This window comes from Bacillus sp. NP247, from assembly GCF_018966865.1.
In the GTDB taxonomy this organism is placed as follows: Bacteria; Bacillota; Bacilli; order Bacillales; family Bacillaceae_G; genus Bacillus_A.
The window spans coordinates 771,748-796,974 of the sequence record NZ_CP076653.1 but is presented as its reverse complement, the minus strand read 5'-3'; the positions used below and the strand labels follow the sequence as shown (position 1 = coordinate 796,974).

At 37.6% G+C, this 25,227-nt stretch carries 20 protein-coding genes; 15 read left to right on the top strand and 5 right to left on the bottom strand.

Annotated features, from left to right (window positions below; genetic code table 11):
- Positions 1-54 precede the first annotated feature (54 nt).
- The 4 genes from KPL75_RS04165 (at position 55) to KPL75_RS04150 (ending at position 3,811) form a co-directional block, all read left to right on the top strand.
- Complete coding sequence (locus KPL75_RS04165) at positions 55-303, top strand: DUF1294 domain-containing protein (RefSeq protein ID WP_219919519.1); 249 nt, start codon at positions 55-57, stop codon at positions 301-303.
- 104 nt (positions 304-407) lie between these two features.
- Positions 408-1,349 carry an EamA family transporter RarD gene (rarD, locus tag KPL75_RS04160; protein WP_219919518.1) on the top strand — a complete coding sequence of 314 codons (942 nt, stop codon included), beginning with the start codon at positions 408-410 and terminating at the stop codon, positions 1,347-1,349.
- Between the two features lie 80 nt (positions 1,350-1,429).
- Positions 1,430-1,855, top strand: a complete 426-nt coding sequence (locus KPL75_RS04155; protein WP_000447809.1) for a divergent PAP2 family protein — start codon at positions 1,430-1,432, stop codon at positions 1,853-1,855.
- Between the two features lie 102 nt (positions 1,856-1,957).
- Complete coding sequence (locus KPL75_RS04150) at positions 1,958-3,811, top strand: terpene cyclase/mutase family protein (RefSeq protein WP_219919517.1); 1,854 nt, start codon at positions 1,958-1,960, stop codon at positions 3,809-3,811.
- Between the two features lie 74 nt (positions 3,812-3,885).
- Here KPL75_RS04150 and KPL75_RS04145 read toward each other — a convergent pair whose 3' ends face one another.
- On the bottom strand, positions 3,886-4,035 hold the full coding sequence (locus KPL75_RS04145) for a YfhD family protein (RefSeq protein ID WP_002087743.1): 150 nt from the start codon (positions 4,033-4,035) through the stop codon (positions 3,886-3,888).
- Positions 4,036-4,321: 286 nt separating this feature from the next.
- On the opposite strand from KPL75_RS04145, the gene fabG reads away from it, so the two are divergent.
- A complete protein-coding gene (gene fabG, locus KPL75_RS04140; protein WP_219919516.1) occupies positions 4,322-5,062 on the top strand; it encodes a 3-oxoacyl-ACP reductase FabG in 741 nt (246 codons plus the stop codon).
- Between the two features lie 50 nt (positions 5,063-5,112).
- Here the strand turns inward: fabG and dhaS are convergent, their stop codons facing one another.
- Positions 5,113-6,597: an aldehyde dehydrogenase DhaS gene (gene dhaS / locus KPL75_RS04135; RefSeq protein ID WP_131230915.1), complete on the bottom strand. Its 1,485-nt coding sequence runs from the start codon at positions 6,595-6,597 to the stop codon at positions 5,113-5,115.
- Between the two features lie 272 nt (positions 6,598-6,869).
- On the opposite strand from dhaS, the gene KPL75_RS04130 reads away from it, so the two are divergent.
- The 6 genes from KPL75_RS04130 to KPL75_RS04105 all read left to right on the top strand — a co-directional run bounded on the left by KPL75_RS04130 (position 6,870) and on the right by KPL75_RS04105 (position 13,387).
- Positions 6,870-7,148, top strand: coding sequence for a YhdT family protein (locus KPL75_RS04130; RefSeq protein WP_219919515.1), 279 nt, complete (start codon positions 6,870-6,872; stop codon positions 7,146-7,148).
- Positions 7,149-7,151: 3 nt separating this feature from the next.
- Positions 7,152-8,585 (top strand): sodium/pantothenate symporter, encoded by a 1,434-nt coding sequence (gene panF / locus KPL75_RS04125; protein ID WP_219919514.1) that lies wholly within the window; start codon positions 7,152-7,154, stop codon positions 8,583-8,585.
- Positions 8,586-8,719: 134 nt separating this feature from the next.
- On the top strand, positions 8,720-9,652 hold the full coding sequence (locus KPL75_RS04120) for a nucleoside hydrolase (protein ID WP_002146377.1): 933 nt from the start codon (positions 8,720-8,722) through the stop codon (positions 9,650-9,652).
- 118 nt (positions 9,653-9,770) lie between these two features.
- Positions 9,771-10,880, top strand: a complete 1,110-nt coding sequence (locus tag KPL75_RS04115; RefSeq protein WP_002146378.1) for a serine hydrolase — start codon at positions 9,771-9,773, stop codon at positions 10,878-10,880.
- A gap of 101 nt (positions 10,881-10,981) precedes the next feature.
- On the top strand, positions 10,982-12,490 hold the full coding sequence (gene argH / locus KPL75_RS04110; protein WP_219919513.1) for an argininosuccinate lyase: 1,509 nt from the start codon (positions 10,982-10,984) through the stop codon (positions 12,488-12,490).
- A 60-nt stretch (positions 12,491-12,550) separates the two neighbouring features.
- Positions 12,551-13,387: a GNAT family N-acetyltransferase gene (locus KPL75_RS04105; RefSeq protein WP_219919512.1), complete on the top strand. Its 837-nt coding sequence runs from the start codon at positions 12,551-12,553 to the stop codon at positions 13,385-13,387.
- 35 nt (positions 13,388-13,422) lie between these two features.
- On the opposite strand, the gene KPL75_RS04100 is transcribed toward KPL75_RS04105, so the two are convergent.
- The gene (locus KPL75_RS04100; protein WP_219919511.1) at positions 13,423-14,172 is read right to left on the bottom strand and encodes a (S)-benzoin forming benzil reductase; all 750 of its coding nucleotides are present in this window, start codon (positions 14,170-14,172) and stop codon (positions 13,423-13,425) included.
- Between the two features lie 116 nt (positions 14,173-14,288).
- Here KPL75_RS04100 and KPL75_RS04095 point away from each other — a divergent pair, with 116 nt between their 5' ends.
- Positions 14,289-21,761, top strand: coding sequence for a DUF7507 domain-containing protein (locus KPL75_RS04095; RefSeq protein ID WP_219919510.1), 7,473 nt, complete (start codon positions 14,289-14,291; stop codon positions 21,759-21,761).
- A 52-nt stretch (positions 21,762-21,813) separates the two neighbouring features.
- Here the strand turns inward: KPL75_RS04095 and KPL75_RS04090 are convergent, their stop codons facing one another.
- Positions 21,814-22,371: a CatB-related O-acetyltransferase gene (locus KPL75_RS04090; RefSeq protein WP_201040698.1), complete on the bottom strand. Its 558-nt coding sequence runs from the start codon at positions 22,369-22,371 to the stop codon at positions 21,814-21,816.
- A 152-nt stretch (positions 22,372-22,523) separates the two neighbouring features.
- Between KPL75_RS04090 and KPL75_RS04085 the strand changes: the two genes are divergently transcribed.
- The 3 genes from KPL75_RS04085 to KPL75_RS04075 all read left to right on the top strand — a co-directional run bounded on the left by KPL75_RS04085 (position 22,524) and on the right by KPL75_RS04075 (position 23,964).
- Positions 22,524-22,865, top strand: a complete 342-nt coding sequence (locus KPL75_RS04085; RefSeq protein ID WP_219919509.1) for an ASCH domain-containing protein — start codon at positions 22,524-22,526, stop codon at positions 22,863-22,865.
- Positions 22,862-23,257, top strand: coding sequence for an NUDIX hydrolase (locus KPL75_RS04080; protein WP_219919508.1), 396 nt, complete (start codon positions 22,862-22,864; stop codon positions 23,255-23,257). The genes KPL75_RS04085 and KPL75_RS04080 overlap by 4 nt, the downstream gene beginning before the upstream one ends.
- 86 nt (positions 23,258-23,343) lie before the next feature.
- Positions 23,344-23,964, top strand: a complete 621-nt coding sequence (locus tag KPL75_RS04075) for an acetate uptake transporter (RefSeq protein WP_219919507.1) — start codon at positions 23,344-23,346, stop codon at positions 23,962-23,964.
- A 43-nt stretch (positions 23,965-24,007) separates the two neighbouring features.
- Here KPL75_RS04075 and KPL75_RS04070 read toward each other — a convergent pair whose 3' ends face one another.
- The gene (locus KPL75_RS04070) at positions 24,008-25,105 is read right to left on the bottom strand and encodes a phosphodiester glycosidase family protein (protein WP_219919506.1); all 1,098 of its coding nucleotides are present in this window, start codon (positions 25,103-25,105) and stop codon (positions 24,008-24,010) included.
- Positions 25,106-25,227: the final 122 nt, after the last annotated feature.

Genomic DNA, 25,227 nt, shown 5'->3' with positions numbered 1-25,227 from the left:
GTGCACCTTGTTTTCGTGTTAACATAAAGCGAATTTTTTAAGGGAGAGAATAAGATGAAATGGATTTATTTTATTGTTATCAACGTTATAGCATTTAGTATGATGGGGCTTGATAAGAGAAAAGCAAAGAAAAAGCAGTGGAGAACGCCAGAAAGTACGTTGTTTTTATCAGCTGCAGCTGGAGGAGCGGTTGGAGCTTGGATTGGTATGTATATGTTTCATCATAAGACACATAAAAGCAAATTTGTCTTCGGTATTCCAGTGCTCGTTATTATAACAGTAGGCGTTTTTTTATACATATAAAGGATTTGCAAGAGGAATGTCGAAAGAAATGCAGATTGAATATTGGTAAAGTAAGCATGTGAGACTTTATAATGAAGAAAAAAGAGAAGAGGAGAAAAAGGAAGATGGGGAGTCAAACAGCAGAGCAAAAACAGGGAATTATATATGCAGCAGGTGCGTATACGATGTGGGGAGTCCTTCCGATTTATTGGAAATGGGTGGAAGAAGTACCGGCAGATGAAATATTAGCGCATCGTATTGTTTGGGCATTTGTTTTTATGTTGTTAGTTTTAGGAGTAACGAAGAGGTTTCGTCAGTTTGGTGGGGAGTTAGTGGCCCTTTTTAAACGACCTAAATTATTAATGTCATTAACAATTGCTTCGGTACTTATTAGTGGAAACTGGTTTGTATACATATGGGCCGTAAATCATAATCATGTAATCGAAGCAAGTCTTGGGTATTATATTAATCCACTTATAAGTATTTTACTTGGTACAGTTGTTTTAAAAGAGAAGCTTAATTTTTGGCAATATGTTGCGGTTGGTTTAGCTGGATTAGGTGTTGTCATTTTAACGGTACGTTTCGGATCAATTCCATGGGTTTCTCTTTCGCTTGCTTTTTCATTTGGATTATATGGATTAACGAAAAAATTATTAAATTACGACGCAACAATTGGGCTTACGATGGAAACGATGTTAGTGACACCATTTGCACTTATATATTTGTTTATGACAGGAGTTCATGGCTTTGGTTCGTTCGGTTCTATTTCGGCAATATCAACGCTTCTTTTAATAGGGGCGGGTATTGTTACAGCGTTACCACTCTTTTATTTTGCTAAAGGAGCACAACTTATTCCGCTCTATATGATAGGTTTTTTACAATACATCGCGCCGACTATTAGTTTAATTTTAGGTGTGTTCGTTTTTGGTGAACATTTCACATCTACTCATATGATTGCGTTTTTCTGTATATGGATTGCTTTATTTGTCTTTTCAATGGCGAAAACAAAGTTTCTACTACAGAAACAACCAAAATTTATTAAAAATAAATCAGCAAAAGTATCATAATGCGTAGTATTTTCTACGCATTTTTCTTTATACTTATATTATATAGAAATTCCATTATAGTCAGTGAGGAGCTGAAAAACATGGAAACAATTTTACATAATGATCCACTTATAGCAGCTATAATTTCTTGGTTTTTAGCACAGTTAACGAAAGTCGTTTTTAAATTAATAAAAACAGGCGAGTTTGATTTTGCTAAGTTCTTTGCTTCAGGTGGAATGCCAAGTTCGCATGCTTCGACTGTTACTGCACTTGCTACAGGTGTTGGAGTGGTGGAAGGTGTGGAGAGTCCAATATTTGCGGTTGCCGCTATTTTTGCCATTATTGTTATGTACGATGCTTCAGGAGTAAGGCTTGCGGTAAGTAAGCAAGCGAAAATATTGAATGATTTTTTTCATGGTAGACAAACAGAATATAAAAAGTTAAATGAGCTCGTTGGACATACACCGTATCAAGTTGTTGTTGGTGCACTATTAGGGATTGTTGTCGGGGTTGGGTATTGTTTGTAAGCAGAATGTGTGTAATACACGTTCTGTTTTTCTTTGCTTTCATACATATTTAGCTAAGTTTTCGAATATCGTATACGGACTTAGAAAGGGTGGGTGAGCGGTTTGCTACTATATGACAAAGTGCGTGAGGAGATAGAGCGGAGAACGACTGCACTTCAAACGATGCAAAGGCAAGACGGAACGTGGCAATTTTGTTTTGAAGGAGCTTTGCTAACGGATTGTCATATGATTTTTTTACTCAAATTATTAGGGCGCAATGACGAAATAGAACCGTTTGTAAAAAGGTTAGCATCTCTTCAAACAAATGAAGGGACTTGGAAATTATATGAAGATGAAAAGGAAGGGAATTTATCCGCGACGATTCAAGCATATGCTGCTTTACTTGCTTCGGAAAAATATTCGAAAGAAGATATGAATATGAGGCGAGCTGAAATGTTTATTAAGGAACACGGGGGAGTTTCTCGTGCTCATTTTATGACGAAATTTTTATTAGCGATTCATGGAGAATATGAATTTCCTGCGCTTTTTCACTTTCCAACGCCAATCTTATTTTTACAAGATGACTCCCCCCTCAGTATATTTGGGCTAAGCAGCTCAGCGCGTATACATTTAATTCCGATGATGATTTGTATGAATAAGAGATTCCGTGTAGAGAAAAAGTTATTGCCAAATTTAAATCATATTGCAGGCGGGGGTGGGCAGTGGTTTCGAGAGGAGCGGTCCCCGCTGTTTCAATCGTTTTTAGGTGATGTGAAAAAGGTAATATCTTATCCATTATCGTTACATCATAAAGGATACGAAGAAGTAGAGCGCTTTATGAAGGAGCGTATAGATGAAAATGGAACATTATATAGTTACGCGAGTGCTACGTTTTATATGATGTATGCTTTGCTTGCATTAGGGCACTCTATTCAGTCTCCAATTATTGAGAAAGCTGTGACAGGATTAAAATCTTATATATGGAAGATGGACAGAGGAAGTCATTTGCAAAATTCTCCTTCTACCGTATGGGATACCGCTTTACTTAGCTATTCATTGCAAGAAGCTAAGGTTACAAATGAAAATAAGATGATTCAAACGGCGACAGAGTATTTATTGCAAAAACAACAAACTAAAAAGGTAGATTGGAGCGTACATGCATCATCACTTGTAGCCGGCGGTTGGGGATTTTCAGATGTTAATACGACGATCCCTGATATAGACGATACTACAGCTGCCCTTAGAGCGTTAGCGCGAAGTAGAGGGAGTGATAGAGTAGATGATGCGTGGGGAAGAGGCGTGGAATGGGTAAAAGGATTGCAAAACAATGATGGAGGCTGGGGAGCTTTTGAACGAGGGGTAACGAGCAAGTTATTATCGAATTTGCCGATCGAAAATGCGAGTGATATGATAACTGATCCGTCCACACCAGATATTACAGGTAGGGTGTTAGAATTATTCGGAACGTATGCACCGAATGAATTGCTTGAAGAGCAAAAAAAGAAAGCTATCAAATGGTTAATGGATGTACAGGAACAGAATGGATCATGGTATGGAAAATGGGGGATATGTTATATATACGGGACATGGGCAACGATGACAGGCTTACGTGCATTAGGAGTGCCTTCTACTCATCCATCATTGAAAAAAGCAGCTTCATGGCTCGAACATTTGCAGCATGAAGACGGAGGGTGGGGAGAATCCTGTCAAAGTAGTGTAGAGAAAAAATTTATTTCTTTACCCTTTAGCACGCCGTCACAAACAGCGTGGGCACTTGATGCACTCATTTCTTACTATGATCAAGAAACACCGATTATTCGAAAAGGGATTTCATATTTGCTCGCGCAGCCTACAATGAATGAAAAATATCCTACTGGTACAGGGTTACCGGGTGGGTTTTATATTCGCTACCATAGTTATGGGCATATATATCCGTTACTTGCTTTAGCGCACTACGTAAAGAAATATAGAAAATAAACCGAGAGATACTCTCGGTTTATTTTGATGGGTAGTAGGTCCCTGTTGAAAAGAATAAGGAACGTTGTAGTGCCTTATTTTTCGGTTGATTGGCGTTTTTGACGTGCATCGGCGGCATTTGCACGTGCGTTTGCTTCTAAGTCATTGTGGTCAGCGAATTCGCGAGCGAACTCAACATCAATGCCATCGGCAGCTTTGTTTCGATTTACATTCTTTTTTTTCATTCGACACAATCTCCTTGTGTTTTATCCCGCATAAACGGTTAGTAAAACTCCCATCTCAAAATTCAGATGGAACAAAGAAGCTAGGTGGGAGATTAACTGCCCGTAAATGCCCGATTGGTGAGGGCTAATAATCAGTAGGGGATGAACAAAATCCCCACTGATTAAAGTTTCACTTTATGCGGCGTTGCAAAGTTAGTTTGACACAAATAGACTTTTTTATACAAAGAGGATTTGGAAAGCATAGAGCCGAAATATACAATATAACTAATAGAAATGGGGGATAGGGATGGACTTATTGAATGGGAAAACAGCTGTTGTAACGGGTGCTGCGCAGGGAATTGGAAAAGAAATCGCACGTGTTTTTGCAAAGCTAGGGGCTAAAGTATTAATTAGTGATGTAAATGAAGAGAAGCTACAAGAAACGACACGTGAATTATCAGATGAAGGGTATGATGTGAGCTTATATCGATGTGATGTGAGTAATCAAAATGAAGCGAAGTCGTTAATTGAATATGCGGTGCAAAAATTTGGTACATTACATATTTTAGTGAATAACGCTGGGATTACAAGAGATGCAATGTTACATAAGATGGAGAAGTCTGCTTGGGAACAAGTATTACAAGTGAACTTAACTGGCGTTTTTTATTGTATGCAGCCAGCACTTCTTTATATGAGACAACAACAGTATGGACGGATTATTAATATTTCTTCTATTAGTAGGGAAGGAAATATTGGACAAGCAAATTATGCGGCTACAAAAGCAGGGGTTGTGGGCTTAACAAAAACAGCAGCGAAAGAGGTTGGAAGTTTTGGTATTACGTGTAATGCGATTTGTCCAGGATTTATGGATACTGATATGACAAAAACAATACCGGATAAAGTAAAAGAGAAAATGGTTGGAGCGATTCCAGTTGGAAGAATCGGAACACCGGAAGATATTGCAAACGCAGCTGCCTTTTTAGCATCAGAGTATGCGTCTTATATTACAGGAGAGGTATTAAATGTGAGCGGTGGGTTGCAAGTGTAAATGAATACATAATGAAAAGAACCTGACCGAGTAGGTCAGGTTCTTTCTCGTTAATTTAAGTTAATCCAAACGCTCTTCACTTCTGTATAGTTGTTCAGCGCGTAAGATCCCATTTCGCGGCCAAGGCCAGATTGTTTAAATCCTCCAAATGGAGATGCTGCATCAAAGACGTTATAACAGTTTACCCATACTGTACCTGCACGTACTTTGCTTGCAATATAATGTGCCGTTTTTACGTTCTCTGTCCATACACCAGCCGCTAAGCCGAATTGTGATTTATTCGCACGATCAATTACTTCATCAATATCGTTAAACGGTAATGCGGAAATAACTGGACCGAAAATTTCTTCTTTAGCGATTGTCATCTCATCATTTACATCAGCGAATACTGTAGGAGAAACGAAGTAACCTTGGTCGAATGGTTTGTTTCCTCCGCAAAGTACTTCAGCACCTTCTGCAATCCCTTTCTCAATATAACCCATTACACGTTTTTGTTGTTCTTCGGAAACGAGAGGTCCGATTGTAGTTTCTGGATTTAGACCAGCACCTTGATTTAATTTTTTTGAATATAGAACGAGATCAGCCATGACATTATCGTACATTTTCTTTGGAATAAATAAGCGTGACCCAGCACAGCACACTTGTCCTTGGTTAAACATAACACCAGAAAGCGCAGCTGGAATCGCTCGAGATAAGTCAGCGTCTGGTAAAATAATGTTTGGCGACTTACCACCAAGTTCTAATGTAACGCGTTTTAACGATTCAGATGCTTGTCTCATAATTTGTTTGCCGACTGGAGTAGAACCTGTAAATGCAATTTTATCTACGAGTGGATGATTAACGAGAGCTTGTCCAGCTGTTTCACCGAATCCAGGAACGATGTTAACAACGCCTTTCGGGAATCCAGCTTCTTCAATTAATTCAGCTAAGTATAGAGCGGATAGTGGAGTTTGTTCTGCAGGTTTTAAAACGATTGTACAACCTGTTGCAAGGGCTGCTCCCATTTTCCACATTGCCATAAGAAGTGGGAAGTTCCATGGGATAATTTGACCGACAACACCAACAGCTTCATGGCGTGTATAGTTAAAATATTCACCAGAAACAGGGATTGTTTGCCCAACGATTTTTGTAGCCCATCCAGCATAATAGCGCATATGTTCAATTGCAAGAGGAACGTCTGCTGCTAAAGTTTCGCGGATTGGTTTTCCATTATCTAAAGTTTCGAGCTGTGCCAGCTCTTCTTTATGTTCTTCCATTAAATCAGCGAGCTTGTACATAAGACGGCTTCGTTCAGCAGTGCTCATGCGTGACCAAGGACCTTCATCGAAAGCCATTCGGGCAGCTACAACAGCTTTATGAATGTCTTCGCGACCAGCTTCAGCAACGATAGCGAGTGTTTCACCAGTTGCTGGGTTAGGAGTTTTAAACGTTTTTCCAGAAGCGCTTTCGATGAACGCTCCGTTCACATATAGTTTCTTTGTGCCTTGAAGAAATTTCTCTACCTTTTCATGAAGATTTACAGCTAGTTGACTCATTGTATAACCCCCTTGAAAATATAATTTAAACGCAGTACGAGACGGCGTTTATTCCGAAATCAAGGATGTAGGAACTAGATGAAAAGCCTCTACTTAAAATCATAAATAACAAATACTGAAAATTCAAATTTCATTTGTGTTACAATTGTAAAAAATATGTAATGTAAGAGAATCTTCTATATGATTATAAAAATTCCTGCTTGTTTTTGCTTTCTAGTAGGAAAAACTAGAAGAACAGTGGTACAATAATACATCGTGAGAGGAGGAAGAAAATGAAGGATTATCATGATGATCCACGCTTTCGAGTTGCCCATAGAGAAGCACTAATTGGTCTTGGACTTGCTATTATTAATTTTATAATATGGTACGGATTTGCTTATGGGCTTGGAAGTAAGGATCCGAGTGAATATACATATGTGTTAGGATTTCCAGCATGGTTTTTTTATAGCTGTATCGTTGGATTTATCGTAATGGTTATTTTGCTTAGTTTAGTTGTTCGTTTTGTATTTAAAGATATTTCACTCGATGAGGAAGAAAAAAGTGAGGAATAAGAGATGAATTGGTATGTAATCATTCCAATGATAATTTCGTTTATCGTTGTGTTTTTAATTGGTGTATATGCATCAAGGCGTGTACAAGCAACTGCTAATAATAAATTTTTACAAGAATATTTTCTTGGTGGACGTGAGCTTGGTGGCTTATTATTAGCTATGACTATGATAGCTACGTACGGTAGTGCAAGTAGCTTTATTGGTGGACCTGGTATTGCATACAATATGGGTCTTGGATGGGTACTATTATCAGCGATTCAAGTTGTAACGGGATATATCGTTTTAACGGTTATCGGTAAAAAATTTGCGATTATCGCAAGGAAGATGGAAGCGATTACGCTTATTGATTATTTAAAGGGAAGGTACAATAATAAAGCAGTTGTTATACTTTCTGCGTTATGTATAATTATCTTTTTATTTTCGGCAACAGTAGCCCAGTGGGTCGGCGGTGGACGATTAATTGAGTCGTTAACGGGTCTATCTTATACAACAGCACTATTTTTATTTACTTTTTCTGTACTTGTGTATGTGTTAATTGGTGGATTTCGTGCAGTCGCTTTATCAGATACGTTATTAGGCATCATTATGCTAGTTGGAACGACAATCATTTTAGTTGCAACTGTCATTGCTGGTGGTGGGATTGAAAAGATTATGCATGAACTCGTTCAAATTAATCCGAATTTAATAACACCATTCGGAGCAGATGGCAGTTTAACGAAATCATATGTTACATCATTTTGGATTTTAATTGGAATTGGTGTTGTTGGTTTACCGCAAATTAGCGTACGTGCAATGTCATATAAAAATTCAAAAGCTATGCACCAAGCTCTAATTATTGGAACGGTTGTCGTTGGTACAATTATGATTGGTATGCATTTAACGGGCGTATTTGCACGAGTAGTACTTCCAGGTATAACGGTACCAGATAAAGTAATGCCGCTACTCGCGATGGAAGTGTTGCCACCTTGGCTAGCTGGAGTTTTCTTAGCTGCACCAATGGCAGCAATCATGTCCACTGTAAACTCATTACTATTACTTGTAAGCTCGTCAATTATTAAGGACATATATGTGAATTACATAAATAAAGATGCAGCGGATAGTACGATAAAGAAAGGTAGTCTATGGATTACTGGTATCGTAGGATTATTCGTATATGCTGCCGCTATTAAGCCACCAGACTTTTTAATTTGGTTAAATTTATTTTCTTTCGGTGGTTTAGAAGCAGCGTTCATTTGGCCGATTGTGTTAGGTTTATATTGGAAAAAAGGAAATGCAGCTGGAGCTCTCGCATCTATTTTAGTTGGAGTAGGTTCCTATATGTTTATTCACCTTTGCTACCCTAATCCATTCGGTATACATACAGTTGTTTTCCCGATTTGCTTTGCATTTATTTCTTATATAATTGGTAGTATGGCTACGATGAAAAAAGTAGCATAAAAATATAGAAAAACGTAGGGACTTCTAATATGAAGTTCCTACGTTTTTTGTTTATACAAAATTTATCTTTTTCATTCTGTATTCCGTCATGTATTCATAAAGTAATAACAATTGATGGGATGGAGTTGAGGTCTATGAAAAAAATATTATTTTTAGGAGACCCAGGAATTGATGACTCTTTAGCAATAATGTATGGATTGTTGCATCCTGATATTGATATCGTTGGAGTCGTAACTGGATATGGGAATGTAACGCAGGAAAAGGCGACAAGTAACGCAGCGTATTTGCTGCAACTGGCAGGACGGGAAGATATACCTGTTATTAATGGGGCCAAAATACCTTTTTCTGGGGATTTTGTGACGTATTATCCAGAGATTCACGGCGCAGATGGCTTAGGACCTATTAAACCCCCAAAAGCTTTTTCACCAAATATAAAACCCTTTTGTGCATTTTTCGATATTCTTGAAAAGTATAAAGGAGAATTAATTATTGTTGATGCTGGCAGGTCAACAACATTGGCAACAGCTTTTATTTTAGAAAAACCGATGATGAAGTATGTGAAAGAATATTATATAATGGGCGGTGCATTTTTAATGCCAGGCAATGTTACACCAGTCGCAGAGGCGAATTTTCATGGTGATCCTATTGCGTCACATTTAGTTATGCAAAATGCTAAAAATGTGACATTAGTGCCGCTTAACGTTACATCTGAAGCTCTTATTACGCCAGAGATGGTAAAATATATTACGAAACATTCTAAAACGAGTTTTAATAAATTAATTGAACCAATTTTCACGTATTATTATAAAGCTTATAAAAAGTTAAATCCGAAAATAACAGGAAGTCCAGTACATGACGTTGTAACAATGATGGTCGCGGCGAATCCATCTCTTTTAGATTACGTGTATCGTCGTGTGGATGTAGATACGCTTGGAATTGCAAAAGGAGAAAGTATTGCTGATTTTCGTCCTCAGCCTGATTCGAAGGCATTGAAAAATTGGGTGAGAATCGGTTGGTCATTACATTATAAAAAATTTCTTGAGGATTTTGTGAAAATTATGACGTAGACATAATAGGAGCATACAAGTTAAAATAATGGAGATGGTTATGTAAATAACCATCTCCATTATTTTATTTTTTAAAAGATAAAGAGAGAAGAGTTACACAATAGGAGAGGAATTTTACTTGAAAAAAACTATAGTATGCGCAGTGATTGTGGGTATTTTTGTTTTACTAATATCGGGTAACTTTTTAGTGAAAAAAGTGTGGAGTTCAAATAATGATGATGCGCAGTATATAGCATCTTTTATTGAAGAACATAAAGATGAAAAAAATAGTGCGCTTCTAGTAAAAAGAAATGATAAAGTTGTGTATTCTGTAAATCCAAATGTTGTTTTGCCAGTTGCTAGTACGATGAAGTTAATTGTGGCGCTTGAATATACGAAACAAGTTACAGAGGGGAAAATTGATCCGTCTAGTTTCGTTTCAATTAATGATGTGAATCGTTATTATGTACCGAATACAGATGGTGGTGCACAAGATAGATGGCAAAATTATTTACAGAAAACCGGGAAGTTAACTGAAGGAGCAGTTTCTTTAGAAGAAGTTGCAAAAGGGATGGTTAAGTTCAGTTCAAATGCAAATACTGAATATTTAATGGAAGTATTAGGGCTAGATAACATTAATCGAAATTTACAAAGCTTAGCACTACCTGCACACCAACCACTATTTCCGATTGTTTCATCTTTATATATTCCAGGATATTTGCATAAAGAATTACATGTTCCAAAATATAAAATAGAGAAAAAGTTAAAAGAAATGTCTCAAGAGCAATATCGTGAATATGCTATGATTATTCATGAACGCTTGAAAAAGAAGGGGCCATTATTACAGAAGGAAATTCCTCTTTATTTAGAGGAACGATACGATAAAATTTGGTCGGATAGATTGCCTGCTGCTTCCGCAAACGATTATATGGTACTGCTTCAAAAGGCAAATCATAAAGGTGGCCTTACAGAAGCTGAAGAAAAAGTGTGGGCGAATATCGTTGAAACAGATATGACTGCAAAGAAATATCGTAAAACATTCAGACATGCTGGACAAAAGAATGGCTATACACAATGGACGGTAACTAAAGCAGTTTATGCAATGGATAAACACGGAAACTGTACGGAAATTGTTTTCTTAGCAAATAATTTAAATGAAGATGACAGTGCTGAAATACGTAAACACTTAGCAAATTTACACTTCCAAGTATTGCAAAGTGATAAGTATGATGCGACTTTTATTAAATAAACTCGGTGCTATGAGCGCCGAGTTTATTTTTACGTACAAGCACTTTTTTGCCATCCCTGGGTATGATGGGTAGTAATACTTGGGTGAAAGGGGAAAAGGTGATGAAACAGAGTAAAGAAGAGTTTATTAAGAATGAAGGCGCTGATTTCCCTGGGAAAACATATGTGGATTGTGTATTACAGCATGTATTTGATTTTCAACGCAATTATTTATTGAAAGATATGTTTCAAGTGCATAGGGCACATATTATTATGTTAACTGAAGAAAAGCTGATGAAAAAAGCAGAAGCTAAAGTTATATTAACAGCACTTAAAAAGGTAGAGGAAATTCCCAAGGATCAATTGTTATATACGGAGCAGCATGAAGATCTTTTTTTCTTAGTTGAACATTTACTTTCTCAAGAAGCGAAGTGTGAATTTGTCAGTAATATGCATATCGGTAGAAGTAGAAATGATATGGGTGTAACGATGTATCGTATGAGTTTACGGCAATATGTATTACGGTTAATGGAGCCCCATTTATTACTGCAAGAAAGTATGCTGGAGCTCGCCGGTGAACACATGGAAACAATTATGCCTGCGTATACACATACACAACCAGCGCAACCAACAACATTTGGTCATTATGTTTTGGCAATTTACGATACGATGCAAAGAGACTTAGAACGAACGAGAAAAGCGTATCATCTTGTAAATCATTCTCCAATGGGGGCAGCTGCCCTTTCTACAACAAGCTTCCCAATTAAGAGAAAACGAGTTGCGCAGTTACTTGGGTTTACAAACGTAATTGAGAACTCATATGATGCTGTCGCTGGAGCGGATTATTTATTAGAAGTTAGCTCGTTACTAATGGTTATTATGACGAATACGAGTAGATGGATTCATGATTTTTTACTATTAGCAACGAAAGAATATGATGGGATTACTGTAGCGAAGCCATATGTGCAAATAAGTAGTATTATGCCGCAAAAACGAAATCCTGTTTCAATAGAACATGCCCGTGCTATTACGAGTAGTGCCTTAGGGGAAGCATTTACTGTATTTCAAATGATTCATAATACACCATTTGGCGATATTGTCGATACGGAGGATGACTTGCAGCCATATTTATATAAAGGAATCGAAAAGGCGATTCGTGTTTTTTGTATTATGAACGCAGTTATTCGAACGATGAAAGTAGAAGAGGAAACGTTAAAAAGTCGTTCATATAAACACGCGATTACGATTACAGATTTCGCAGATGTTTTAACAAAAAACTATGAAATACCATTTCGGCATGCGCATCATGCAGCTAGTGCGATTGCGAATATGTCATTGGAGAAGAAAAAGGAGTTACATGAATTAAATCTCAAAGACATAAATGTATACTTACAAGAAAATTTGAAAGTAAATTTATTAGAAGAAGAGTGGAAAGAAATTATATCACCAGAAGCTTTTATTCAAAAAAGAAATGTATATGGTGGACCGAGTAAAAAAGAGATGGAGCGTATGATTAATAAGCGTAAGGAATCGTTTCGAAAAGAAGAAGAGCTATTTGTGAAGGAAAAGAAGAGAGTTTTGCATGCTGAAAATGATTTGAACACATTAGTTTCAAATATTATCGAATCGTAAAAGAAGGATTTAATGAATTAATCGCCAATACCTTATTTAAATATAAATTGAGGGAAGAGATTGTCGATGATTCAATTACAAGTATATGGAAATGTTATTCATTTCAAAAAGGATGTTATACCATTTTTAGAAAAGAATGAGCAGGAGAATAATTTGCTATTAGGTGTATTACAAGTTGCTGAAGAGCCGATGTTTATGGCGGCAGCGAAACAAGGGGAAGAAGTTACGATTGTATTTCTTCAAACAGTGGAGAAACAAGTTATTGTAGCCATATCTGAAATTTCGGAAGAGGCTATAGTGGAACTTGCAAAAGAGTTATCGAAAGCATATCCGGACATTCCTGGGTTGATCGGTAATAAGAAAATTGCACAGAAATTAGCCGAAGAGATTGCGATGTTAGAAAATAAGAAAACGAATGTTGTAATGGAACAAGGTGTATATGCATTACAACAAATTAAGAAGAAGTGGAACGAGGATGGAATTTTTCGAGAAATAACTAATGATGAGTTGCCATTAATAGAAAAATGGATATATCAATTTTGTGAAGATGTGAAGCTCCCAACTACGAAAGAAGAAGCAACACAAACCGCACATACATTAATCACTAATAATCGTCTATTTGGTTTGGAAGTGGAAGGAAGGTTAGTTTCCGTAGCTGCAAAAACACGACCAACTAAAAATAATATAACAGTTAATTTTGTATATACGCCGAAAGAAGCAAGGAAAAAAGGATATGCATCCAAATGCGTAGCCGCACTCAGTCAACGTATGTTAGACGAAGGGTACAAGACGACTACACTATATACTGATTTAGCCAATCCGACATCTAATAAAATTTATCAAGAAATTGGTTATGAACAAATTGCGGAGTCTGTCCTCATATTTTTAGAGAAGTAGAATAAAAAGGCGTGCTATTTTAGCACGCCTTTTTATTATTCATCAATTCTAATGACCTCGCCTTGCGGAAAGTCTGCAGTTTCTAGTAAGTTACGAATAGCTTTCGCAACATATTCAGGTGACAGTAGTTTTCCTTCTTCTTTTAATGCGGTGAATCGTTCTAAGTTAATAAAGTCTTCTTTATTTGTATCACGAATTTGTGCTTGCATATTTGTATCAACAACACCTGGTGCAAAAGCGACGATTTTTACAGGAAATTCTTTTTCCGCTTCTTCAGTAGCTATGCACTGTGTAAACATATTTACACCAGCTTTCGTTGTACAATAAGCACCCCAGCCAAAGTAAGGATTTTTTCCTGCACCAGATGAAATGTTTATAACACGTTTATCTACTTTCCAGCCTTTCGTATGTTTCATGAAAGTGGATGTAAGAATCATAGGTGCGATTAAATTAATTTGAACGTTCGTAATCAATAGTTCGCTTTCTGACTTTTCAATGGGCTTTATTGGTGCAACTGTGCCCGCATTATTAATTAAATGAATAGATGAGACAGTGCCTTCGTCAATAGAAGAAAGAATGTCATTAAAATGAATTTCTAAATTATGTACATCTTTAAGGTCTACGGAATGGAAAATACAATTGCTGTTATTCTGCTCTGCAAGTTTAGTAAGCTCTTTATTTTCTCTTCTAGAAATAGAGATGACCGTTGTATTTTCTTCTAACAATTGCGTGGCAATTGCCTCACCTAAACCTTGTGAAGTTCCTGTTACGATAACGTAGCGCATAGTTTTATAAACCCCTCTCGTATGTGCGGAATTTTGTTGGACAACGTACACTCTATAGTTTGTCTACATTTTATAGTATAGAGCACTTTTTACTATAAATGAAATGAGATGATTATGTGCCTTTTATGAATCGCTTTACAACGACAGTAACTGGTGCCGTCACGTTCACTGGGAACACGTTGGGACTCAGTCCTACATCTCCTGCACCAGGCAATAACTTCGGTACGATTGATGTATTTACTACAGTAAATACATCGCTTCAAGTGCCAGGGTTCCCAGCAGGAACGACAAATGATTGGCCATTAAATTCTTCAAGTGCAATTTTAAACCTTCCAGCAGGGAGTAGTGTTTTATACGCAGAACTAGTGTGGGCTGGCACATACAGGACTGATACTGAGGATGTTACTGCATTTTTAAATGATAATATTTCGTTTACAACACCAGCGGGAACATTTTCAGTTGCACCAGATCCTGCAACTGCTCAACAAGGATCAGTTGGGAATCAGTTTTATTACGTTAGATCTGCCAATGTAACAAACTTTGTTAATGGAGGAGGAGCGGGGACATATACAACTGGGAGTGTTCCTGCTGCGAGAACTGCTGCCAATTCAACTATTAGTCGATCGGTAGGCTGGACACTTGAGGTAGTTTATCAAAATGCGAGTTTACCACTTCGAAATTTATCAGTGTATGCAGGTCAAGAAATCATCGATGCTTCATCGCCACCAGTTGATGCTATTATTTCAGGTTTTGCAACGCCGTCTACGGGGACAGTTACAGGAAGAGTACTTGTAACTGCTCAAGAAGGTGATTCTAACATTGTTGGAGATCAACTTCGTTTTGGGCCGAACGCGAATGCTACAGTTGCATTATTCGGGCCGAGAAATCCCGCAAATAATTTCTTTCAATCACAAATTTGTAATGACAATGGGAATTTAGATACGAGCGGCACGTTTGGGAATTTGAATCAGCCGTTAGGGGCAGCCTTGGCTGTCAGAAGACAAGGGTGGGATATTACGAATGTAGATGCTTCATCATCATTAGTAAATAATCAAACGTCAGCGACAGTTCGCTTCATTACAAATGGAGATGGGTATGCAGCGGCAGGTTTTGGTGTTCAAATTGATGCAACGGGGCCAATTATAAATCCTGTTAAATCGGTGGATAAAACAGTTGCAGCAGTTGGCGATATTCTTACCTATACGATTACCGTTCCGAATACAGGGACGGGAAGTGCAGATAACGTTGTATTACAAGACATTATTCCGAATGGAACGACATTTATAGCCGGCAGTGTGACAGTAGGAGGAGTAACGCAGCCGAGTGCAAATCCAGCTAGTGGAATAAATTTAGGGACAATACCTAATAATGCTCAAAGAATCGTTACATTTCAAGTGAGAGTAACGTCATTCCCAAGTCCAAATCCAATTTCCAATCGTGCAATGGTTTCTTACCAATTCCGTCCTTTCGTTGGAAGTCCTCCTATCACGAGCACAGCATCTTCAAATACAGTACAGACGACGGTAAATCGTGCAAATCTAAGTTTGCAAAAATCTGTAGATCTACAGACGGCAACACTTAATGACGTACTAACCTACACAGTGAATGTCACGAACAATGGGAATGTCGCTGCAAATAATGTTATTTTTGTTGATAGTATACCTGCTGGAACAACGTTTGTAACAAATAGTGTTACGGTAAATGGAGTAGCGCGTCCAGGAGCGAATCCAGCAAGTAGTATTAATCTTGGAAGCATTAATGCTTCGCAAACGACTGTAGTACGCTTTCAAGTTCGAGTGACATCTAATCCTCTTGTAAATCCAATTCCGAACCGTGCAAGTGCAACGTTTAACTTTATTCCGGTTCCTGGTCAACAACCAGTTTCAGGCCAAGCGACGAGTAATACAGTATTTACTACAATAAATATAGCTGATATAAGAACGAGAAAAACAGTAGATAGAGCTTTTGCGACAGTTAATGACGTTCTTACGTATACCGTTACAATTGAAAATACAGGAAATGTACTGGCGACGAACGTTATTTTTCAAGATCCAATCCCAATTGGAACGACTTTTATACCAAATAGTGTAACTGTTGATGGAGTTTCGCAACCTGGGGCAAATCCAGCGACTGGGTTTACAGTAGCGAATATATCTCCAGGTGGAAGTAGAACGGTGACTTTTCAAGTACGAGTTACATCTACCCCATCAGGAGGTACGATTGCGAATCGCGGTAATGTATCTGCTAATTTCGTCGTTATTCCGAATCAACCGCCAGTAACGATTAATAGGCAAACGAATACCGTTGTAACACAAGTTAATACAGGTGGTTTAAATGTAATAAAAGAAGTAAATACAGCTCAAGCGGCAGTAGGTGATACTTTAACATACACGATTGCCGTCCAAAATACAGGTAACGTTCCGTTAACAAACGTATTTTTCCAAGACACTACTTCTTCAGCGGTTTCTTTCGTTGCAAACTCTGTAACAATTAATGGAGTACCGCAAAGTGGATTGAATCCAAATACAGGATTTTCTCTTCCAAATATTCCTGCGGCTCAAACAGTTGTAGTCACATTTGATGTATTAATTGTACAGGATCCAGAAAATGAAGATATTTTAAATCAAGCAAATGTAACAGCAAGTTTTCAAGTGAATCCGAGCGAACCGCCAGTAACAATCAATGTTCCTAGTAATATTGTGAATACAACTGTACAATCAGGGAATTTTGAAGTTGTGAAATCAGTGAATACGGATGTTGCAACGGTAGGTGATGTTTTAGTATATACAATCGAAGTCATAAATGCAGGTAGTGTACCAGCTACAAATGTATTTTTCCAAGATTCAATTCCACAAGGGACATTATTTATTGAAAACAGTGTATTTGTTAATGGTGTTTTACAAGAAGGGGCAGATCCAGAACTTGGATTCCCATTAAATAATTTGCCTACTGGCGCGAGTGTAATTATTTCATTTGAGGTATTAATTGATGAAATTCCGCCAGGGAATAATGTTGTAAATAACGCGAATGTAACTGGAGATTTTCTTGTAAATCCAACAGAACCACCAATTACTGTGACGGTACCAAGTAATACCGTAATGACAGTCGTAAATTCTGCAGGATTAAATGTGATGAAAATTGTAAATGCAAGTGAAGCAGGTGTAGGAGATACGTTAACGTATACAGTTACTATACAAAATAGCGGCACGGTAGTAGCGACAAATGTATCATTTCTCGATCCGATACCAGCTGGCACAACATTCGTAGCAAATAGTGTAACGATTAACGGAACCCCGCAACCAGGATTAGATCCGACTATTGGTTTTTCGCTTGCTAATATTCCGGTTGGATCGATGGTAACAGTCATTTTTCAAGTGTTGGTAACAAGTGTACCGACGAATAGAGTACTTCCGAATAATGCAAATGTCACTGCTGATTTTCAAGTAAGCCCTCTGCAGCCACCGATTACAATTATAACGATTAGTAATATCGTTGTGACACGAGTAAATGTAGGATCAATTAATGTAATAAAAAGTGTAAATACGCCGCAAGCAGGTGTAGGAGATACGTTAACATATACGATTCTTATTCAAAATACAGGAACTGTTCCTGCAACAAATATCATTTTTCAAGATCCAATCCCATCTGGAGCTACATTTGTAGCGAATAGTGTAACGATAAATGGAGTTGTTCAGCAAGGTGCAGACCCTATAGCAGGTTTTCCGGTTACAAATATTCCAGTCGGGCAAACCGCTACAATTACGTTTCAAGTTACAGTGACTAGTGTTCCAAGTGGTGGAAATATAAGAAATCAATCAAACGTGACGGCAAGTTTTCTTATAAATCCAGCAGGTCCTCCTATAACGACTGTTACGAATAGTAATTTTGTAGTGACACAAGTAAATACAGCACAGTTAAATATACAAAAATCTTCATCTGTACAACAAGCAGCACTTGGAGAAACTTACACGTATTCTGTTGTCATTCGAAATAACGGAACAGTTACAGCAACGAATGTTTCCTTCATTGATACAGTTGCTCCAGAAACAACATTTGTCGCAAATAGTGTAACGATAAATGGAACTTCTCAACCTGGATTTGATCCAAATTTAGGTTTTGCGCTTCCTAATATTGCAGCTGGGGCACCATTGACAGTAACGTTCCAAGTTACAGTTGTTGCACCGTCTACACGCGGAGCTGTTTTGAATACAGCATCTGCTACAGCCACTTTCTTATTAAATCCTTTACAACCACCTGTAACAACGACAAATTCTAGTAATACGACGGTAGTGACTATACCGTTACCACCTCCAGGGGAAGTGACCGCTACAAAAACAGTTAATGTTGCTGCTGGAGCTGTTGGAGATGTATTAACGTATACTGTGCTAATAACGAATGTAGGAATTATACCTGTTACAGATGTACTCTTCCAAGATGTCATTCCAGAAGGAACAACATTTGTAGAAAATAGTGTAACGATAGGTGGAATACAGCAACTTGGTGTAAATCCTGAAATAGGATTTACAGTTACTCCGTTATTAAATGCTGGTGGAAGTATTACGGTAACGTTCCAAGTGACGATTACTGAGATTCCAGATAATGAAGTTATATTAAACGATGCTGACGTTACATTTACTTCACAACCAAATCCGCAGGAACCACCGATTACACAAACGATATTAACAAATTTAGTCGTTACGACGATTAATATAGCGTCTATTTTCCCATTAAAACTAGTAGATAAAGAGGCAGCGACGGTTGGAGAAATATTAACCTACGATGTACTAATTTTTAACTTTGGAACAGTGACAGCGACAAATGTTCAATTTCTTGATTCTAGTACGAGTGGTGTAGCATTTGTTCCAGGAAGTGTGAGTATAAACGGGATACCAGAACCAGGATTAGATCCGTTCATAGGCTTTACAGTTCCAGATATACCTGTAGGTGATTTTGTACTTGTCACATACCAAGAGATGGTAACGAGCATACCTCAAGGTGGAACAGTTGTTAACTTTGTGGACGTTACGGCTACATTTGCTGTAAGTGAAACAGAGCCGCCTATTACTGAAACGACGACAAGTAACACGACATTAACTGAAATAAATGAATCTGGTTTGAATGTTTTAAAATCAGTAAGTCAGCCAATCGTTGCAGTAGGCGATACAATCACATATACAACAGTAGTTCAAAATACAGGGACAGTGACAGCGACGAATGTTCAATATAGTGATGTATTACCGTCCTCTATAACATTCGTACCGAACAGTGTAACGATAGGCGGTGTGTTACAACCTGGGTTCAATCCTAATAATGGATTCCCACTTCCAGATATAAATCCAGGTGGAAGTGTAGAAGTCACATTCCAAGTAACTGTTGTCAGCGTTCCATCAAATGGAACGATTGCCAATACGGCAAATGTTACTGGGAGCTTTATATTAGTGCCAGGAGAACCACCGGTTACAGTAAATCAGCCAAGTAATACAACACTCACAACTGTAAATAGAGGGCGCTTTAATGTTATTAAACAAGTAAATAGAGCTGCTACCCTAGTTGGAGATGTATTAACGTATACAGTGCAAATAACGAATACAGGAACAGTAACAGCTAACAATGTTCAGTTTATTGATACGATTTCAGCAGGAGCATCATTTGTACTAAATAGTGTCACGGTAAATGGAGCCCCGCAACCAAACTTAAATCCGATTACTGGATTTGGAGTTGGAGATATACTCGTTGGCGAAACTGTTATAGTGACGTTTCAAGCGACAGTTACGACCATCCCTTCATCAGGAACAATTACGAACGTTGCAAATATAACGGGAAGCTTTATTTTAGTGCCAGGAGAACCACCAGTTATAGTAAATCAGCCAAGTAATACGACAATAACGAGGGTAAATAGAGGGCGCTTCAATATAATAAAAACAGTAAATAAACAAGCAACGCGATTAGGAGATACGTTAACTTATAGTGTGCAAGTTACAAATACGGGAACGGTAACTGCGACAAATGTTCAGTTTATTGACGTTCCATCGCCTAGTTTAGAATTCGTTCCAGGAAGTGTACAAATAAATGGGATCCCGCAAGTAGGTTTAGATCCTTTTGTAGGTTTTTCATTACCGGATCTTGCAGTAGGTAATAGCGTATTAATTACATTTGAAGTAAATGTAATCGCAATACCACCTTCTAATAGTATTATGAATTCGGCGAGTGTAACGGGTGATTTTGTATTGATTCCAGGAGAACCTCCGTTTACAATTACGAATTCAAGTAATACGACAGTCACACCAGTAAATAGAGGCAGTTTAGATATGCTGAAAGAAGTAGATCATTCAATTGTTGGAGTAGGAGAAATGGTAACGTACCGTGTTCGCATATTAAATACTGGTACGGCTGATGCGATGAATGTTCAATTTATTGATGTGCTATCTCCGGAAGCTGCTTTTGTACCAAATAGTGTAACAATTAATGGCGTTCCGCAGCCAGGGTTAAATCCACAGGCCGGATTTGCGATACCAGATATTCCAGTCGGTGAGACGGCGATTGTAACATATGAAGCTACGATTACAAGTTTTCCAGACGGTGGTACAGTAGTGAACGTTGCTGGGGCATTAGCAGAATATATTTTAGTACCAGGGGAACCGCCAGTTACAGTGATGGACACGAGTAATACAGTTATTGTGACAGTAAATACTGCAATCTTATTTGTTGCAAAAGGAGCAAATCTTGAAGTAGCAATGGTAGGAGATGTTGTCACTTACGGAATTGCCGTTATAAATGATAGTACAGTTCCTGTGACGAATATTGTTTTAACAGATATCATTGATCCAAATACGTTATTTATAAATGGCACGGTAACGGTAAATGATGTACCTCTTCCATTTGCCAATCCGAATACTGGTATTCCGTTAGGTGATTTTCAGCCAAATGATGCGGCAATTATTAATTTCCAAGTTGTAATAACAGGAGGACAAATAAATAATTTAGTTACAAATACTGCTACAGCGACTGGACTCGCAACTGTAAATCCGAATGAGCCGCCTGTAGTAGTTGAAGGCGATAGCAATACAGTTGTTATCCCGTTTATCCCTCAAAATGTCTCAACGACAGTCGTAAAAACGGCAGATCTTCAAACAGCAACAATTGGAGATGTCATTACGTTTACGACAGTCATTACAAATACAGGTGATACTGTCATGCAAAATATTCGTTTTCAAGACATGTTAGATAGTAGTGTTCGATTTATCCCTGGAAGCGTAATAGTCGATAGTGTTCCATTACGAAATGTAAGTCCAGTATCGGGGTTTCTCATAGGGAGTTTAAATCCGGGTGAAGCGCGGACAGTTTCGTTTCAAGTAGCAGTTCAGAGCGCACCAAGTGGTTCAGGGAATTATATTAATCAAGCGAGTATCCGCTTCGAACATCAAGTAGGCACAGTATTGCCACCTGTTACACAAACAATAGATAGTAACATAGTTGTCATTCCATTTGTTCCAACGATAGAACAAATTTGCGAAACGAACTTTAATTGCTTAGATAAAATTCCATTTCAATGTTCTCCATGTAATCACTTGCAAATAAATAAAAAATAAATACAAAAAGAGCATCTTGTAAGAATAGGATGCTCTTTTTTATGTGTATCAATCATGTAGATTCTTTTTCGGGTGAGGTGAAAAATTCGTTGGTTTTGTTGGAGAGTAGAAATGGAATAGCTCCTTTTATGACAGAAATATCCCAGTCCCACCATGCAAGTTTTTCTAGTTTTTCAATGGTTTCTTGTGGGAAACGATATCGAACTAGTTTGGCAGGGTTCCCAGCCACAATTGCATATGGAGGTACGTCTTTTGTAACAACACTCTTCGCACCAATAATGGCCCCGTTACCAATTGTAACTCCAGATAAAATACAGGATTGATAACCAATCCATACATCGTTACCGACTACGATATCACCTTTTGACGAAGGGTGACCAGTAATATGTGCTCCTTCATCGAAAAGAGCATTAAATGGGTAAGTCGTTATCCAATCAGCGCGATGTTCACCGCCAAGTATGAAAACGATTTCTTCTGCTAATGAACAAAACTTGCCTATTTTTAATTTTGTTTCATCATTCCACGAAAAAATAGTAGGACCTACTTTGCTATAGGTATAATCACCAATATCATATTGGGCGTATTCAGGTTTTTGATTTAAATATAACATGATTAATTTAGCATCCTTTCTGTAGCAAGTAATGGATATGGAACAGTATATGCAAGTTGGAAGGAAGGTGGATATTCTTGCAAGAGAAAAAACATGCAAGTTCTCGTACAATATAGGCTGTATGTTAAACTAATTATAAGGAGGGGGAAAATATGAGACACCAAATGGGGCTATATAACGGACCTTTTCAATCAATTTGTTCGGGTAAAAAAGTATATGAAGTTAGATTGTATGATAAAAAGCGTCAACAAATAAAACAAGGTGATGAAATTGTATTTACTAACCTTGTGACGGCAGAAATAATTGTTGTAAAGGTAACAGAGGTAAGGGGATACGAGAGCTTTAAAGAAATGTATGAACAAATTGATGGGAAATTATTTGATTGTGAAAATGTTAGTTTAGAGGAAAAGTTAGAAAGTACATACAAAATATATACGAAAGAACAAGAGCAAGAGTGGGGAACAGTTGCAATTGGCATTAAGGTAATAATATGAGAAGAAATCGCGGTGCAGCCATAATTATACAGGATGGTAAAATCGCTCTTATAAAACGTGTTCGAGAAGGTGAGGTATATTTTGTTTTTCCGGGCGGGGGAATTGAAGAAGGAGAAACACCTGAAGAAGCAACGAAGCGAGAGGTTTACGAAGAATTAGGGGTACATATACAGATGGGGCACCTTATTGCAACGGTGGAGTATAACGGTACCGAGTATTATTATGATGCCCATATTATAGATGGAATTTTTGGAAGTGGTAAAGGTGAGGAATTCAAACGGAAAGATAGAGGCAGCTATATTCCTTTATGGATGCCGGTAAATGAATTGGAAAATGTAAATATAAAACCTTATGAAGTGGTTGGAAGTATCTTCGATTATTATATAAGATAAGGTCTGACAACATACAAAAAAAACCATTGACATAGCCTTCTGATTTAAGTATTGTATTCGAGTATGTTTATAATCAGGAGGTTTATATGAGCAATCAAACTACTACACATCATGTGAAAATGACAACAGCAGATCCATCTGGAATCGGTCTATTTGGATTAGCGATGGTAACACTTGTAGCATCATCTCAAAAGTTAGGCTTAACAGATGGCGTTTCACTTGTATTACCATGGGCAATCTTTTTAGGAGGATTTGCACAAATCTTTGCATGCATTCACGATGCAAAGCATAACAATACGTTCGGTACAACAGCATTTGGTGCGTACGGCCTATTTTGGTTAGGTGTTGGAATGACTTGGTTAATTCAACTTGGAGTATTTGGCGAAAAATTAGCCCAAACTGCAGATTCAAAACAGCTTGGTGTAGCCTTTATCGGATACTTGATTTTCACGACCTTTATGACAATTGGTGCAATGGAAACACATAAAGTATTATTTATGATTTTCGTCCTTATTGATTTCTTATTTATCGGTCTTTCATTAAGTACTTTAGGTGTTATGCCGCACGCAATGCATAATTTAGCAGCGTATTCTGAACTATGTATTTCATTGTTATCTTTCTATGGTTCAGCAGCAGCCGTGTTAAATACACACTTCGGAAAAGTTGTATTACCAGTTGGAAAACCATTTGGTATTTTTAAAAAGTAATAAAAAAGAACGGATGATTGTATAGTCATCTGTTCTTTTTTATTTATTTATTGATAGCTACAGTAGTAGATCCTGTCATTTCGGAAATCTTTTGAGAGCTTGCGGGGTTGCCGTCTATTGTTACATGAACTTGTTGCTTAGGGTTTGCGGTAACAACCCAGGCGTTTGGTAAATAGCGTGATTTATGAGATAAGGTTGAAGGGATGTTTAAAATGTCTCCCATTGCGTACAATGTCGCTGACGAGCCCCCGTCCATTGCCATTGCATTTATGGCCCCTTTTTCATAAAGAATATCTTGGCAGTCTCTTAAAGAAGCTCCGATACTATGAGGCTGTCTTCCATCAATGATGAAAAACATAATTGATCCATCTTTTTTCTGAGCCATAATACTTCGGGGACCATAGCCCCATCCGCCATCATTTGTAATCATTTTTTCGCCATTTACAATTAGTTGAGGCATAAAGCCAGCAGCGGAAACGACATTCTTATTTAACAGTTGATTAGCAGAAAACTCTCCTGAAACCATTTGTCCGTATTTTGTAAGTCCACTGACGAGAGTAGGGGTATTAATGTCTTGCGGTGTGTTTATGACCTTCCCGTTTTCCATAACAATACCGATGCCTGTTTTACCACCACCATGCCCCGTTTCATCCCAGAACCCACTAGCATTTACAGCAGCAAGTGCATGGTTTCGTTTTGCCATGACATATATTTTTTCCCCAACGTCTTTTCCTTGTGAACCTTGTTGTGTAACGAGTTTTACATTTAATGGATTACTAATAGTCATTAATTTACCTTCGAAAAAATGGTCGTTATATTTTTTCTTAACTGTTTCAATCGAAACAGTTAGTGGTAAATCTTTCTTTCGCTCTAATTCTTGTTTTGAAAGCTTTGTATTGGCAAACTCGCTATTTTTCCACTTTGGATTTGTAATGGATTGAGAAATATCATTTAACTCGTTATCAGACAGTAATGTAATTTTTGCGTATTGCGGATGTTGAGACGTTAAAATACTTTCCGCTGCGATGACACGTAAATTATGGCCGTATGAAGTGCCAAATAGAATAATGGCACCCACTGTTAATAATAGTGCTGTCAAAAGGGATGATATTTTTAAAAGTCTAATAAAAATTTTTTTCATTATAAAGACTCCTCTTTTTGTAAAATCGAAATTGTTTGTTACCTGAAAAAAATGAAATGTGTAAATGGCCTTTCGCATTATATATGCAACATATGAAATGTGAAAGGATGTATATACAATAA

Excerpts from the sequence above, each read along its gene's own strand:
- panF (WP_219919514.1), top strand. The coding sequence starts at position 7,152 with ATGAATTGGTATGTAATCATTCCAATGATAATTTCGTTTATCGTTGTG.
- KPL75_RS04085 (WP_219919509.1), top strand. The coding sequence starts at position 22,524 with ATGAGACACCAAATGGGGCTATATAACGGACCTTTTCAATCAATTTGT.
- KPL75_RS04145 (WP_002087743.1), bottom strand. The coding sequence starts at position 4,035 with ATGAAAAAAAAGAATGTAAATCGAAACAAAGCTGCCGATGGCATTGAT.
- argH (WP_219919513.1), top strand. The coding sequence starts at position 10,982 with ATGAAACAGAGTAAAGAAGAGTTTATTAAGAATGAAGGCGCTGATTTC.
- KPL75_RS04075 (WP_219919507.1), top strand. The coding sequence starts at position 23,344 with ATGAGCAATCAAACTACTACACATCATGTGAAAATGACAACAGCAGAT.
- KPL75_RS04155 (WP_000447809.1), top strand. The coding sequence starts at position 1,430 with ATGGAAACAATTTTACATAATGATCCACTTATAGCAGCTATAATTTCT.
- KPL75_RS04080 (WP_219919508.1), top strand. The coding sequence starts at position 22,862 with ATGAGAAGAAATCGCGGTGCAGCCATAATTATACAGGATGGTAAAATC.
- KPL75_RS04130 (WP_219919515.1), top strand. The coding sequence starts at position 6,870 with ATGAAGGATTATCATGATGATCCACGCTTTCGAGTTGCCCATAGAGAA.
- KPL75_RS04090 (WP_201040698.1), bottom strand. The coding sequence starts at position 22,371 with ATGTTATATTTAAATCAAAAACCTGAATACGCCCAATATGATATTGGT.
- KPL75_RS04120 (WP_002146377.1), top strand. The coding sequence starts at position 8,720 with ATGAAAAAAATATTATTTTTAGGAGACCCAGGAATTGATGACTCTTTA.
- KPL75_RS04070 (WP_219919506.1), bottom strand. The coding sequence starts at position 25,105 with ATGAAAAAAATTTTTATTAGACTTTTAAAAATATCATCCCTTTTGACA.
- KPL75_RS04100 (WP_219919511.1), bottom strand. The coding sequence starts at position 14,172 with ATGCGCTACGTTATCGTAACAGGAACTTCACAAGGTTTAGGTGAGGCA.
- rarD (WP_219919518.1), top strand. The coding sequence starts at position 408 with ATGGGGAGTCAAACAGCAGAGCAAAAACAGGGAATTATATATGCAGCA.
- KPL75_RS04165 (WP_219919519.1), top strand. The coding sequence starts at position 55 with ATGAAATGGATTTATTTTATTGTTATCAACGTTATAGCATTTAGTATG.
- fabG (WP_219919516.1), top strand. The coding sequence starts at position 4,322 with ATGGACTTATTGAATGGGAAAACAGCTGTTGTAACGGGTGCTGCGCAG.
- dhaS (WP_131230915.1), bottom strand. The coding sequence starts at position 6,597 with ATGAGTCAACTAGCTGTAAATCTTCATGAAAAGGTAGAGAAATTTCTT.